The sequence below is a fragment of the Massilia psychrophila genome (assembly GCF_002760665.1).
GTDB lineage: Bacteria > Pseudomonadota > Gammaproteobacteria > Burkholderiales > Burkholderiaceae_D > JAFCUW01.
The window spans coordinates 65,093-79,298 of the sequence record NZ_PDOB01000022.1 but is presented as its reverse complement, the minus strand read 5'-3'; the positions used below and the strand labels follow the sequence as shown (position 1 = coordinate 79,298).

General features: G+C 56.0%; 11 protein-coding genes, 1 tRNA gene and 2 pseudogenes. 6 read left to right on the top strand and 8 right to left on the bottom strand.

Translation table 11 applies throughout. The annotated features are described in order from the left end of the window. Positions 1 to 76: 76 nt before the first annotated feature. Positions 77 to 382, bottom strand: a complete 306-nt coding sequence (tnpA, locus tag CR103_RS14170) for an IS66 family insertion sequence element accessory protein TnpA (RefSeq protein WP_099916624.1) — start codon at positions 380 to 382, stop codon at positions 77 to 79. 289 nt (positions 383 to 671) lie between these two features. Between tnpA and CR103_RS14165 the strand changes: the two are divergent. Further along, positions 672 to 980 (top strand): annotated as a pseudogene (locus tag CR103_RS14165) (IS4/Tn5 family transposase DNA-binding protein); the annotation flags it as partial. Between the two features lie 397 nt (positions 981 to 1,377). Here the strand turns inward: CR103_RS14165 and ltrA are convergent. Together ltrA and CR103_RS22755 are read right to left on the bottom strand one after the other, a co-directional pair. Continuing rightward, positions 1,378 to 2,745 (bottom strand): group II intron reverse transcriptase/maturase, encoded by a 1,368-nt coding sequence (gene ltrA, locus CR103_RS14160; protein ID WP_099916623.1) that lies wholly within the window; start codon positions 2,743 to 2,745, stop codon positions 1,378 to 1,380. A gap of 409 nt (positions 2,746 to 3,154) precedes the next feature. Continuing rightward, a tRNA-OTHER gene (locus tag CR103_RS22755) sits at positions 3,155 to 3,261 on the bottom strand. Between the two features lie 269 nt (positions 3,262 to 3,530). On the opposite strand from CR103_RS22755, the gene CR103_RS14150 reads away from it, so the two are divergent. Then, a complete protein-coding gene (locus CR103_RS14150) occupies positions 3,531 to 4,334 on the top strand; it encodes a hypothetical protein (protein WP_099916622.1) in 804 nt (267 codons plus the stop codon). Then, positions 4,331 to 5,281 (top strand): hypothetical protein, encoded by a 951-nt coding sequence (locus tag CR103_RS14145; RefSeq protein WP_099916621.1) that lies wholly within the window; start codon positions 4,331 to 4,333, stop codon positions 5,279 to 5,281. The genes CR103_RS14150 and CR103_RS14145 overlap by 4 nt, the downstream gene beginning before the upstream one ends. Before the next feature lie 205 nt (positions 5,282 to 5,486). Here the strand turns inward: CR103_RS14145 and CR103_RS14140 are convergent. After that, positions 5,487 to 6,637 (bottom strand): annotated as a pseudogene (locus CR103_RS14140) (IS3 family transposase). A 431-nt stretch (positions 6,638 to 7,068) separates the two neighbouring features. Beyond that, positions 7,069 to 7,344, bottom strand: coding sequence for a hypothetical protein (locus tag CR103_RS14130; RefSeq protein ID WP_099916619.1), 276 nt, complete (start codon positions 7,342 to 7,344; stop codon positions 7,069 to 7,071). A 320-nt stretch (positions 7,345 to 7,664) separates the two neighbouring features. Between CR103_RS14130 and CR103_RS14125 the strand changes: the two genes are divergently transcribed. The 3 genes from CR103_RS14125 to CR103_RS14115 all read left to right on the top strand — a co-directional run bounded on the left by CR103_RS14125 (position 7,665) and on the right by CR103_RS14115 (position 10,428). Beyond that, on the top strand, positions 7,665 to 9,389 hold the full coding sequence (locus tag CR103_RS14125) for an Eco57I restriction-modification methylase domain-containing protein (protein ID WP_099916618.1): 1,725 nt from the start codon (positions 7,665 to 7,667) through the stop codon (positions 9,387 to 9,389). A gap of 3 nt (positions 9,390 to 9,392) precedes the next feature. Next, positions 9,393 to 10,133, top strand: a complete 741-nt coding sequence (locus tag CR103_RS14120; RefSeq protein ID WP_099916617.1) for a PaeR7I family type II restriction endonuclease — start codon at positions 9,393 to 9,395, stop codon at positions 10,131 to 10,133. Between the two features lie 85 nt (positions 10,134 to 10,218). After that, entirely contained in the window at positions 10,219 to 10,428 is a 210-nt protein-coding gene (locus tag CR103_RS14115) for a hypothetical protein (RefSeq protein WP_099916616.1), read from the top strand. Positions 10,429 to 10,482: 54 nt separating this feature from the next. On the opposite strand, the gene CR103_RS14110 is transcribed toward CR103_RS14115, so the two are convergent. The 3 genes from CR103_RS14110 to CR103_RS14100 form a co-directional block, all read right to left on the bottom strand. Beyond that, positions 10,483 to 10,896: a helix-turn-helix domain-containing protein gene (locus CR103_RS14110; protein ID WP_099916615.1), complete on the bottom strand. Its 414-nt coding sequence runs from the start codon at positions 10,894 to 10,896 to the stop codon at positions 10,483 to 10,485. Positions 10,897 to 11,034: 138 nt separating this feature from the next. Beyond that, entirely contained in the window at positions 11,035 to 11,895 is an 861-nt protein-coding gene (locus CR103_RS14105) for a hypothetical protein (RefSeq protein ID WP_099916614.1), read from the bottom strand. Positions 11,896 to 12,127: 232 nt separating this feature from the next. Then, positions 12,128 to 14,077 (bottom strand): DUF262 domain-containing protein, encoded by a 1,950-nt coding sequence (locus CR103_RS14100; protein ID WP_099916613.1) that lies wholly within the window; start codon positions 14,075 to 14,077, stop codon positions 12,128 to 12,130. Positions 14,078 to 14,206: the final 129 nt, after the last annotated feature.

Here is a 14,206-nt window from a genome sequence, read left to right as displayed (position 1 = left end):
GCCAGGCCATTGATCGATTTGCGCATGTCATGGTGGCCGGTGGCCAGGTACACCATGCCCTGCGGTGTGCCCCACATCAGCGCAGCGCCTCGAGCACGCCACCAAGCCAGCGCACCTGCTCGTGGTGCGAAAGGCGGATCACGTAGCCGTGCGGAGTGCGCAGTTCCAGCATCGGTTCCTGGTGCCCCGCCACCATCGGCAGCGCAATGAGTCTGGTGGCGGTGGCGGTGGCGGTGGACGGCGATGCTAGCCGCTTGCGCCAGTAATGAAAACTGGCCTCTGCCAGCCCTTCGCGAACGCACCAGGGCCGGATGCCAAGCCCGGAATTTGCCTGCTCCTGCAGCCGAACCGCCCAGGCCTGTCTCGTCGATTCATTGCGCATTGTATTGGCTCCAGTGATTGATGAAGCCGCAATTTTGGAAGGTCTACCTCACGATTGGAAGGTAGGGCGAAATTCCCGCTTACGTTATACACAAGTCTGACCACGGTCGTCACGCGCTCGAAAAAGTCGTTAACTTTCAATGACTTGCTGCGCCCCTTGTAAACTGGCGACGTTTCAAGTTTACTCTCGTCTTTTGTTTGCCGGAATTTCACCCCACCTTCTAATCGTAAGGTAAGCCTTTCAACATTGCGGCTTCATCAATCACTGGAGCCAACGCAATGCGCGATGAATCAACGAGACAAGTCTGGATGATCCGGCTACAGAGCAAGAATTCGCTGGACTTGACTTGGGAGACGGTCGCCTCGACAAGAGGGCGAAGATACTGATGGAACGATTTACGGCGAACCCGACGGCCAGCATCCCTATGGCTTGCCGCAGTTGGAGCGAAACCTGTGCCGCCTACCGCTTCCTGGGCAACCCGGACGTCGAGTGGCAAGACATTATGGCGCCGCACTGGGCACAGACCCAGAAACGGATGAGCGCGTATCCGATTGTGCTGTGTTTGCAGGACACGACGGAGCTCGATTTCAATGAACAGGAAGCGGAGACGAGATAAAGCAACGGACGGGAGTTGTGTCGTTTTTCCGGATTCGCCCATCCGGTATTTCGTCCAACGGCGGGCACATCGACTTGGTATTCCCGGCGGGGAACGGGCTTCAAGCGTGTGATGGAGCGGTTTGTCATGGTTAGAGGAAACTTGATTAGAACCACGAATGCGCGCCTGCGGCGCGCGGCGCTGCCGCGAAGCGGCAGCGGATGGGCGATTCGGAGAGGGCGGGTCTGGGAGGGCCAGCCCTTCGAATCTCACACGCAGGGCGCGCAGGCGCCCTGCTCGCTTCCGCCAAGCAATCGGCATAGGGGGCAGCTATTGAAGCTGCTCCCCTGCCACACCACCCGGCATGCGGGTCCGCACCGGGCGGTTCGAGTAGTTGAGGTTATGAGAGCCGAGGTAAGCCAAGGCGATCAAAGTAGGCAATCGTGAGCACAGAATTAAGCGCCATGCGGCTGTTGTGCCACCAGCGGCGACTGTTGGCCGCCACTAGCCGTGCAACCTTTGCCGATGCTCCCAGTGCCAGCAGTTCCCGGTAGATTGTCTTTCCACGCCGCCAGTGTTTGAGCTGGATTGCCCGTAGTCGATGCCTGAGCCATTCGTCAAGCTTACGCCAGACTCCTGGGGTTTGCGCCAACCCGAAATACGCTTTCCAACCCAGCATATAGCGCCGTAGCGGTTCAATCACTTGGGGTATGCCGCGCCCGCCTGAGCGGCGCGTCAGTTGCCGTATCCGCTGCTTGGACGTCGCAAGGGCCTTCTTTGACACAGCTCGTTTGACCTCGCCCTTCGGGGCTGCCCACAGGCTGTAACCCAGAAATTTGCGGCCAAACGCGCTTGCCACTGCACTTTTCGATTCATTGATCTTCAAGTGCAGCTTGTCATAGAGGCGCTTGAGCAAAGCCATCACCCGTTCGCCAGCTTTCGGACTGCGTACATACACATTGCTGTCGTCGGCATAGCGTACGAAGCGTTGACCCCTGCATTCAAGTTCACGATCCACCTCGTCGAGCAACACATTGGCCAGCAGCGGCGAAAGCGGACCGCCTTGCGGCGTGCCCTCGACACGGACGGCTACCACAGCGCCGCGCATGATGCCCGCATTCAGGTAGGCTCGAATCAGCCGGATCATTCCGGCATCGTCGATACGTTTCCTTAGGCGGTCCATCAGCACATCGTGATTGACGCGATCAAAGAACTTCTCCAGATCGACATCGACCACGATCCGGTAGCCATCCTGTACGTGTTGCTGTGCTGCAAGCACGGCGTCACGCGCGCGACGGCCCGGACGGAATCCATGGCTGTGTTGACTAAAAGTGGGATCGATCAGCGGTTGCAGCACTTGCAGGACGGCTTGCTGAATCGGTCGGTCGACCACGGTGGGTATCCCCAACTCCCGTTCGCTGCCATCTGGCTTGGGAATGCCGACGCGACGCACCGGACTGGGCCGATACGTGCATGCCATCAATTGGTTTCTGATGTTCGGCCGTGCGTTCGTCAGATAGCGCCTGGTCTGTGCGATGTCCATGCCATCCACGCCTGCCGCACCTTTGTTTGCCTTCACGCGTTTCCACGCGCGTTGCATGTTCTCTCTCGCAAGCGCTTGCTCAAGCAAGGCCTGCACTGCATTTTCCGTGTCACGCCGCGGGAGGCGAGCTTCATCGCTGACCACACCAGAGACAGCTTCACCGTCCCCTACCGTGGCCCGCCCCGCTGGCGCGGGCATCTGATGCAATGCTTTCCTCATCGACATGATGGTAAACGCTCCTTCTCGTTCGGCCCTTCACCCGGACTGCGGCTAGTACGACCTCTGCTGACTTCTCGCTCCGGCTTGCGCCGTCATCCTTTCAGACATGAGGCGAGATCTCCCCAGGTAAGAACGCACTCCTTCACTGCACAACCGCCGGATTTACGCCACTTCGCCTTGACCACAAAAGCTTCGCGGTTTTATGCCCGCTCGCCTTGCTTGGCAGCGCCTTCTATCCGATTCTTGTACATCGGCTCGCAGTTGCGCTCCACGCTTCCTCTCCACAGTCGGTCGCCCTTCCGCAGTTGCGCTTCACTTCGCTCGCTGTGGTCAGCTTGCGCGGGACTTTCACCCACAAGAGTGCGCCCATGCTGGGCGCACATAAAAAAGCCCCTTTCGGGGCTGTTTTATTGCTTGGCGGAAGCGGTGAGATTCGAACTCACGAACGGCTCACACCGTCGCCAGTTTTCAAGTCTTCAAATTTTCTTATAACAATCAAACGCTTATGTGGCAAACACTTCCGCAACAATTGGAAATTGATGATCATTGATGCCCCGAAAGTTCTCGGGCCTAGCTTGAGATGCGGAACTGATTTTTGGCATTCACACGTCTCCCGTCTCTCGTTTCTCGCCGCACCTTGCTAACCCGATAATCTATACATGGATGCAACATTCTCCAAAAGCAAAGAATGCCATGCGAATCATTTTGATAGGGTAAGCTATGTATTATTAACAATAATGCAGCAATGAAATGATCTTGCTCGAAACGAACATGGCCAACGGAGAAAATGCATGAGCGTCCCCATCCTCGACGCGTCAGCGTGGCGCGAATTTCGCGGCAAGCCAGGCAACGCAGGCTTGAACGAAACGACGCATTTGGCCAGGATCGCCGACGCATCAGGCAAAATCCATGACTGTTTCGTAAAGCTGCTTCCGTTAGATGGGGCCGCTTTGCTGTGCGAGGCGATTGGCTGGCTGTTAGCCCGAAAGAGCGACGTTTCATGTCCCGCGTTCGCCGCCATCGTTCTGGTCCCCGTGGACAAGTTGCGCAAGTGCGGACCGCTGCCTTCCAAGTTTGACGGAATGGCTTTATGCCCGGCTTGGTGCAGTGAGATTGTCGCAGGCAAAGTGGTCCGGCAGATCCACAAGATGTTCTATTTTACTGCTCGGAAAAATTGCCTCCGCAGCAAAGACGCAAGGAAGATCGCCGCCTTCGACCAGTGGGGTGATCTGCGAGATCGAAATTTTGGCAACGTAATCCAGTCCAGCAAGGGCGGGTATGTGGCGATCGACCACGAATCGATCCTTCATGATTTGCTATGGGCCCCAACCGGGCGCGGCTTCGAAGAGCGCAGCCTGATGGTCGAGGCACGCAAGGCGCTTTCAACTGCGGACTACCAGCGGTTTCAGGTCGACATGGCGCACGCCGCCAACGGCCATGCGCAAGCCCTCGTGGACGCAAAAGCCGACCTGGCTGATATCATTTCCAAACTCATTCCTGAACACGCCCCCGCTGCGACCCAGGCCATCGTGCAAATGCTCGATCAGCGCGGCCAGTCCGGATGGCTGTCCAACAATTTGGGAGTCATCGCATGAGCAACGCCAACACTCCGGCGCAGAGCCCAAGCCTCATGACATTCAGCAATGGAAGTTCACAACATCTGAGCCGCCTAGCGTCGCCGACTCCAAAGGCTGCCTTTTCCGGCGCGTGGACCACCGTAGAACTGCAACCTGACGCCTTCGTGCCACAGCGTTTCACCATAGGCATCGTCGTTCAGACGCCAGGCGAACGATTACACTTCAAGCTGCTCGACGATTTCAAGAAATTCGAGTGCCTTTATCATGAGCACTTCCCGCAAAAGTCAGTCCGGGAGCTGCTGGCCTACGCAGAGGAAGCTCTGCGCTACGCGGTGCAGAACAAGACAGCCATTCCTGAAATCCGATTCCACACCCACTGCCTAATGCTGGCCCAACCTAGCTTCACTTCCGGCGAGGATAGGGAGTTGACTGTCGAGCGGCTCTTTAACGAAGTGGTGGTCATGGCGCCTTCGGCAAAACGTAAAGTTAACGATTTCGAATCGATCGACACGCCACGCGCGAGAGCTTTGGTCAACGCCGAGCTCAAAAGAATCGCTGGAATGGATTTCGAGAAGTTCGTGGTCTCGGAAAAGCAGGGCCTGCTGCTGGACGACCCCGACGGCCATAAGCATTGGTTAGACCTCAACCTTCTCACGGCCAAATCCTGTGGAAGTGTCACCTCAGCCGCCTACAAATCAGCGCAGACCGTCGAGATGAACCAATTGAAAGCCAGCCTTGACCTGACGACCTATCGCAGAATTCGCGACTTTGACTCGATCGGGCTTTTCTTGTTGCTTCCTGACGCGGACGCAATCGAACCCAAGGAATACAAGCGCATAGAGGAAGTGATCGACCAACACGAATGGAAATTGGAGCGGGATGGATTTCGAGTAACGAGTATGTCTGACACGGTCCTGCTCGCCCAAGAGATTTATGACTGGGCCAAGCCGGACCTTGCGCACTAAGCCTGCTATAAGGCTGCTCCAGCTTGGTGCGCCGCGGCAATATCCAGAGTTGGTAACTAGGTCGGAAAATCTTGCGGCTCATTAAGCAACGCCGCAACGGCATGAAAAATGCTCGGCTCGAGCTAGTTCAATAACGAGAACATTCAAGGGGTGTCATGGCGTCTTCTCAGCGGGATTTTGAGCGGTTTGAATCGCCACGAGTTTGCTAGACACTCGCAAGCCTCTCAAAATACTGCTTTTCAAAATTGACCGGCGAGAGATTCTCATTGAACCCATGCCGACGTTTTGGATTGTAGAACATCTCGATATAGTCGAAGACATCTTCCCTGGCCTCGGCGCGTGTCGCGTAGGTTTTTCGCCGAATACGTTCACGCTTTATTAGCTGGAAGAAGCTTTCGGCAACAGCATTATCGTGACAGTTTCCGCGCCGGCTCATGCTTTGCTGCAGGTTGTGGGCATCGAGGAAGTCTCGCCAGTCGTAACTACTAAACTGACTTCCCTGGTCCGAGTGCACCATGACGGTATTCTTCGGCTGCCGGCGTCAGACGGCCATCAAGAGCGCATTCATTGCCAGTTCGCGGTCAATGCGCGAGCTCATCGACCATCCAACGACCTGGCGTGAGAACAAGTCCAACACGACGGCCAGGTACAACCAACCTTCGTAGGTACGGATATAAGTTATGTCCGTCACCCAAATCCGATTCGGCTCTTTAACGTCGAACTGGCGCTGCAGGTGGTTCGGTGCCACAAGTGACGGCGCGCCGCCGCGCTTGTACTTGCGCTTTCCGTAGCCGGTCTGTGAACGAATCCCGGCAGATCGCATCAGTCGATGGACGCGGTTGATGCCGCACGGCTCACCAAGCTCGCGCAGGTCGTCGCTGACTTTGCGATAGCCGTACACGGCACCGCTTTCAAGCCATGAATGCTTTATTGGGACAAGCAAGCGCTTATCTTCCTTCGCACGCTGGCTCTCTGGCTGCAGACGCCAGGCGTAGAAGCCGCTTGGGTGCACCTCGAGCATCTTGCAAAGCCGACGCACTGAATAGTTGTCCTGAAGCGCGACAATTAAGGTGTACCTTACCCGGACGTCTTGGCAAAGTACACCGCGGCTTTTTTCAGGATGTCGCGCTCTTCTGTGACGCGCTTCAATTCAGCCTTCAGCCGCCGCATTTCGTCGCTCTGGGCATCGACCGCTTTCCGCTCTTCCTCCGGAACGCCGTACCGTTTTACCCAGGCGTACAAGCTATGGATGCTCACGCCAAGCCGATCAGCGACTTCGCTGATCGGGTGTCCACGCTGCGCCACTTGCTTGACCGCTGCGATCTTGAATTCTTCCGTGTATCTTTTGCCGCTCATACTCACTCCTTTAGCCTAGAATTATGGCTCAAGAGTGTCTACAGAAGTCGTGGCGATTCACGCAACCGCAGCCAGCGTTCGATTTATCTGGTCGAACAAGCGCGCAGAACGTGGGCCGAGGCGCCAGATGGGCCACCCAACATCCAACCGATCGCCGTCGAGGGAGCTTGGCCCTGGCAGCGTCTGCGGCATCTGACCCACGCCGAGCAAATATCGATTGAAATTCGCGTGTCCGACGGCGTTCGTGGTAAGGCGCCCACCCCCGCGTCCTCGCGCTGACAGGAGCTGACCTGGCCGCTGACTACTATCCGCTACTCGCAATTCGCTATTCCCTATTCGCTATAGTGAAACCATAGGCTCCCGCCAAACCGTGTGGACCTTTAACAAGGAGGCGAACGTATATTCCTCAAACATGATCTGCAGAGTCTTGCTCAACCGAGCTCTTGGCTCCGGGTTGCAAATAGCTCGGCAAGCTCCAACGAACGTGCCCATCGCTCCGCCAAAATGCTTTTCGTAATTTTGGTTTTGCCCATAAAGCTCCAATTTTTTATGATGAAATCCCGAAGTGGCTCGCCTCTGAGGGTTCTGATTGCTGCTTCGAATTGACCTTCGGTGGCGCCCTTCAATGCGTTCTCTTCCCTCTCGTTCCAGCCGCTTGAATCGAGCAAGGTGGCATCGGCTTCGGTCAATGTCGGCACGGAATTCATGCGCGCTCGCCTGGCCGCGAATTAAGCGTCGCGATGGATTCGAGGAGGGGATACGTATCGACTGATGGTAGAGAGTCAATCTGTTAAGCTACCAAACGCTACTGCGCTGATCCTGTTCTCTGTGCCCCCCGTGAAAGATTGCCGCTTGTAGCGCCCCGCCGCTCCTCTCCTCTCGGAAATGCTTGCTTTCGGACGAGGAGCCGAGGGTATTGCTTAGGCTGACTTCAAAGCGATCGGCCGCTCAGACTGGTAAAATCCGGAGCCCGTTCGCTCGTCAAGCGTAGCGAGGCGCCGCTATCACCGCTACTTAGAATGATGCCATGAGCTCAGCAATCCCACCGACAATCTCTCTCGACCAGCCATCCTTGCCGGGGTTGTGCTCTATCACCGACGCGGCGTTCGCGCTGTCGCAGTCTTCCGCCGTGGATGAACGAGGCGCTATTTTTACCCGCCGCACGGTAGTCGATTTCATCCTGGACTTGGTCGGCTACACCGTTGACGCCGACCTTTTCAACAAGACCCTCCTTGAGCCCTCATTCGGTGGCGGCGACTTTTTGCTCCCTGCGGTTGAAAGGCTTCTAGCCGCGCGGCGCCGCGCAGTGAGCGCGGGCGGGCCGGCGCATTCGATCAAGCATTGCATCACGGCCGTTGAACTGCACCGCTCTAGCTACGAAACTACACGCTTGGCTTTGATTGCCATGCTTGAGTCTGCTGAGTTCGACACGGATGAGGCCCGCGACATCGCATCCTCATGGCTCGTGCATGGCGATTTCTTGCTCGCCGCGTTGCCCGAGAAATTCGACTATGTGGTTGGCAACCCGCCCTATGTTCGACAGGAGCTTATCGCCGCCCCTCTCCTTGCGGAGTATCGCCGACGGTATGCAACCTTGTATGATCGCGCGGACCTTTACATCCCCTTCATTGAGCGATCGCTGCGTCTGCTCGGCGATGGTGGGCAGTTGAGCTTCATCTGCGCCGATCGTTGGATGAAGAACAAATACGGCGGGCCGCTTCGAGCCCTTGTGTCGAGCTCTTTTCACCTACGGGCTTACGTCGATATGGTGGATGCGGACGCGTTTCACTCCGATGTGATCGCCTACGCGGCCATCACGGTAATTTCCAAGGGAGCTCCAGGTCCTACGCGAGTTGCGCTTCGCCCCGCGTTGGACGCGCCCAATTTAGCTATTCTGTCGCAGGCTTTTCGCGCTACCGAGCCGGCCTCTGCACTCGTCAAGGACCTTGCGGATGTGGTGTGCGGCTCGTCCCCCTGGATATTGGAGTCATCGGATCAAACGGCGTTAATTCAACGGCTTGAACAATCCTTCCCCACTTTGGAAGAGGCCGGATGCAAGGTCGGAATTGGGGTGGCGACAGGAGCCGACAAGGCGTTCATCGGCAAATTTGATGAGCTTGACGTGGAGCCCGATCGGAAGCTACCCATTGCAATGACACGGGATTTGACTAGCGGGCATGTGGAGTGGCGCGGCTACGGAGTGATTAACCCTTTCACGGACGAGGGTCCGCTCGTCGACCTCGAACGATATCCGAAATTGAAAAAATACTTAGAGGAGCGGCGAGACCAAATCGCGGGTCGGCACGTCGCTCAGAAATCGCCGGCGAACTGGTATCGAACGATCGATCGCATCACGCCCTCCTTAGCGAGCCGCCCGAAACTGCTTATTCCGGATATTAAAGGGGACGCTCAAGTCGCCTATGAAAACGGAAAGCTTTACCCGCATCACAACCTTTATTTCGTCGTATCTGACGCTTGGGATCTCCATGCCCTTCAAGCGGTCCTCTTGTCGAACATCACCCGCCTAGTGATCGCCACTTATTCGACTAAAATGCGGGGCGGGTTTCTCCGGTTTCAAGCTCAGTATTTGCGACGCATCCGCCTGCCTCGCTGGGAGGGCGTGCCGGCGGAGCTGCGCGAGCGGTTGGCAAACGCTGCGATTACCCTTGACATATCCGCGTGCAACGAGGCCTCTGCCGAGTTGTATTTCTTAACCCTGCAAGAGCGAAACGCTCTCGCCAACAATACTTAAAATATGGCGCTTGATCTAGCTGACTACGAAATTAAGGCCCAAGAGGCCATCAAGGCATTCTGGGGAAATCGAGCCCTGGCAAAGAAAAAACAAGAAGCTGCAGGCAAGATTGATCAAGGGGAGCGAGCCGGCGTCACTGGTGGAAAAAACCTAGACGGGTTTATCTCTCTAATTCTGGAACTCGTGCAAAAAAATGGCTTAGGGCATGCGGACATTCATCGGCGCAAGGCTCTGGTGACACTGCCCGGCTTCTTTCGGCCGACGAAGCAATGGGACCTAGTCGTCATACACCAAGGGCGGCTCGTCGCCGCCATCGAACTGAAAAGCCATGTTGGCCCATCGTTCAGCAACAATTTTAACAATCGAACTGAAGAGGCCATTGGAACCGCTCAGGATATCTGGACGGCTTATCGCGAGAATGCATTCGGGGAGCAACCCCGACCATTTGTTGGTTGGCTCATCGTCGTCGAAGATGCGATGGGGTCGCAAAAACCTGTGCGTGATCAATCGACTCACTTCCCGGTATTCAGGGAATTCCAAGGCGCTTCGTATTTAAAGCGCTACGACATATTATGTCAGCGACTGGTTAAGGAGCAGCTTTACACTAGCGCTTCCGTGATCGGAACGCCGCGCACAGCCGCCGAGACAGGCGCCTATACCGAGCTCTCCACAATGACGGGTCTGCGGGAGTTCGTAACGTCATTCGCCGCTCATATTGCAGCGGAGGCTGCTCGGCAAGAGTAGGCAAGAACGAAGTCGATTTGGCAGGCAACCGCGCTCCAAGCGTGGAGCGATTCTTAGCCCGGTCGCAAAAAAATAGGAGCCACTAATGGATATCCATCCGCCGTATGAAAGCGCGCTTCACGAGGAGTTGGGAATGACCGATATGGATATTCGCGCCGAGCTAATCCTCAGCGGGCTTAATCCTGCCGCGGAGTCAGCGATCCTGAGAACGATGATCCTGCTGGGAGTGAAGCGAGCTACGGAGCGTCCACTGGATGAGCGCCGACTCGCTGACTTGATGCGCCAGCGGCTCTGATAAACCAAGCTCCAAAACGAGAGCGCCTCCGCAGGGAGGCGTTCTCGTTTTTGGCTAACGAATCCCAGACTTCGTTTTTGCCGGGCGCCCCAACTGGCTCATCGCGTCGGCCACAGCTCGATCGATCGAATCCTCGGCCGAAGCTTTCCGCGGCGCGCTTGCGACAAGTGATGGAGGAGCCTTCGGCATTGGCACCTCGTTGCGAGGTGGCGCTACCTGCTGACCCAAAAGCCAATCGATCAGATCGTCTACCGCAATGAGCGGAGTCTTGTTCACCCTTCGATATGGAAGGGAAAAGGCGCCGTTGCGAATGTATGCGTAGATTGTCGTCGGAGACAGACCCAATATCGCGGCGACCGTCTTTACAGGCACTAGCAGGGTAACCACATGAAATTCGCGCGCCAGCCTCAACCGGAGCTCATCTCGCTGCGTTGCAAGCGTAACGGGATCCAAAACGGTTTCAGTCATAGCTTGTCCATGGCGGTGGGCTGCGGCCTTCGAGTAAAGACCGTTCTACAACCATGGCTCCTCTGCGGCCCGAGCGGGACTTCCACTGATTCACGAGCGCGCCGGCGGCCGAGAGCGTCCCCGCCTTTCTATATGGCGCTACGTGATGATGTCCTTGAAGGCGATCCTCATTTGACCCATCCTTGCTCTGGCATCGATGGATGCGGTTTCGAGCGACCATAGCGTCATCTGGACCAACTGGTTAAAATTTGGGCTCGACATCTCAATGTCCGAGGGCACGGTGACTGAAATTACTATCCCGTCGATCCTCCCGTCTTTCACAAAGCGCTGCACCCTCATTTGGTGGCGATCGAGGAACGAGCGAACAAGATTAGCCAGAGCATCCATTGCCGCGTCCGTTGTCTTTGCTTTGACAAGCACATGCGCGGGCACCAAATCATCGATGTTGAGCGCCACAATTCCAGGCCGACCACTGCGTTCGATTTGTTTAGCGCCCGCCCGCACCTGGGACTCGACGGCTCGCCCCTCGTCCGAGTAGACCTTTTTGCAAGCGATCGAACAATCGTCAAACAAGAAATTCGCAACGATGTCAGGCTCGGAAAGATGAGCCTTGACGCCTTTGGACTTGAGCATCGCCAGAAACTCGAGCTCCCACAGAGCGTCTTTTCCCTGCGACGCTGCCCGCTGGGACAAATCGACATCCTTGTTAGCAATGCGCTTCATGCACTCCAAGGAACCCGGGTCCGACGCGCCTTTGATGACCGCCTGAATAATTCTGTTGGCGTGGCCGGAATCGACAAGCGTTCGCGTGTGATTTGCGGCGCTCCTCGATTCCCACTCCTTTGACAACCGCGCCGCCTGATTGAGCAACTTGCTCAGAGCGGAATGCTCGCTGATTTTGATGTTGCGCTCTTTGAACAGCTCGCGAAGCTTCTCGCCGCCGGCGTCAATTTCCTCATAGTTCCAAACGTGCGGAGAGCGAGTGATGGGCTGGGTCATGCGGGTCCTTGCGGGAGTGAGGCCGGTATCGGTGGCGTGACGCGACCCATCATTCTAGACCCTGTTTGCACGGAGCAACGAATTTCGCTGCAGCGCTGCAGCGCGAGCCCGTCTAATCGGGCCACGCGGGACCGTCATCAGTCCGATGATTGGCAGAATTTTCAATGAAACTGCGCGGGGCGCCGCGAGCTTAGCGCTGCTTAGCGATGCCGTCGCGCGCGCCCTTGGGGAATTATGCGACTGGCGACGCGGCTCCAGCATGAACGGTCTCTGTCAGCGCGGCTTTTGCATTGGGCGGCCCCCAGATTTTTGCCGCGTAAGCGAACAATGTCTTAGATCGAACGGTCATCTGGTCTTCGTCCCATTGCTCGATTAGGGCGATACCCCGGCTAATCGCTAAGGCAGAATGCTTGAGAATTTCAGTTTTCTTAGGCAGCCATGCACCATTGCTGACGCTTGCGTTTAGCTCTTGCGTTAACAAGGTTAGGTTTCCGATGGTATGCACAGCGCGATCGCGAGCGGCCGACTCCTCATCCACCGGAGCCCCCATGAGATTTGTTTCGACAGATCGCATCACTGCGTCTTTGCCCAAGCGACCGTCCGGCAATGGCCAGTTCGTCCACCATTTCACGGGCATCAAATGCTCGACAGTCATGGCAGACTTGATCTCAATGTCTTCGTTTTTGGCGGTGCGCATCGCGGTCTCGATGCGACCCAAAATGAATTGCAGGCGTCCCGAGCTCATTTCCAAGTAGAGAGGCTTGGATTCCCAATTAGCGCGCAACATCGCATCGTCCGGCCAGACGGCGGAGGCCGCATCGTCCTTAGGCTTCGAGAGCGCGCTTGCAAGCGCAGCGACGACGTCCTCAGCGCCTCGAATTTGCTCAATGATTTGTATGAACAGTCGGTTGTATGCCTTGTTAGTCAAGTTGCAAATGGCCCTGCGGACAAGGAATGATTCCAGCATCGCTAGCGCCGATTCCAGCCTCTCCCCTTCAAGCTTCGCCTCGCCTGCAAGGAATAGAGCAAGCGGGACTACCGTGCTCACATCAAAGACGGTCAGCGCTTTCGAAAAGGTATAAAAGACGCCATCCCGGCTCGGCTTAAGCAAGTCCTGATACACATCCGCGAATGATGATGTGTCCCGCAAGAGTGACTCCACCGTCGAGTATGGCTGCTCAGACTCAACCCACGAGCGATACTCATGAAAAAGTCGGCCAACATTGATGTCGCTCGCCTTCTTCATCGCAAGAAAGTGCATGAAGAAGTTGTCGATCCGCGCCCGCTTGATCCGCCCCTGCTTCTCAAGCGTTTTCCAAAACGGCTGATCGAGCGGAAGCCAGTATTGCGTGTAAAGCTCCTCAGAGCTCTTTATATCCGCCGACTCCACCGCGCCGGCCACAGCGCGCTGTTTTTCCTTGTAAGCCCTCTGAAAAACGTAGTTTCGCAGCAGATCAGAAGGCAATAGAGGCTGGCCAAATCCGTTCAATGTCTCAAAGATTACTTGGGGGTCATCGCCACCCTCGAGTTCAATCGAAACCAGAGCCAGATCGTTTTTGAGGGAGCTAAATAGCGCCTCGACTCGCTCCTCGACTGAGTGTCCGAACCTGGGCTCGCCTAAGAACTGTTCGATTTTTTCGTAGAAAAATCGATAAGCCCGAATCATGTTCGGCTGCACACCGGTCTTTTTGATATTGAAGTCATTTTTCTCCCTGGCAGCTAGTGCATCCGGCGATCCTTCATCAGCGATGGCTTTCAGTTGTCCGCGATCCACTTGCGTCGGCCATAGCTTGTATCGCTCAACGGTCTTGTCCTCCATGATTCCATCATTGACGATGTGCTTTTGCAGCTCCGCGGCAAACTCCGATCCTTGGCGCGTGGCCACATCGCGGAAAGCACACAAAAGGATTTGAAAGGTCGACAACCTTTGCTGGCCATCGATGACATCGTAAGATTGAACTTGCTTGCCGAACGTAGGCACTTGACCGATAACGATCGCCCCAAGAAAATGCGGGAATGTAGTCTGGTTGAGCAATCGCTGCTCCACCTTCGTGCTCACGTCCTCCCATATGCGGTTTAGCTGTGGATCTGCGCTCCAGACATACTGCCTTTGAAACAGCGGGATGAGATACCGGCGCTTGCCGTCGAACAGTTCGATGATTGAGCGCGAAAATGGCCGCATATGTGTCCCTGAATTTGAGCGGCGCCAAGGGCCTGCCGTATTTTGTCGAAAGGCAATAATAGCAAAATATCGTCGCGAATTTTCATGCCCCGTAAAATATAGTATCTGCGCAACTCCCGCTTTGACTTT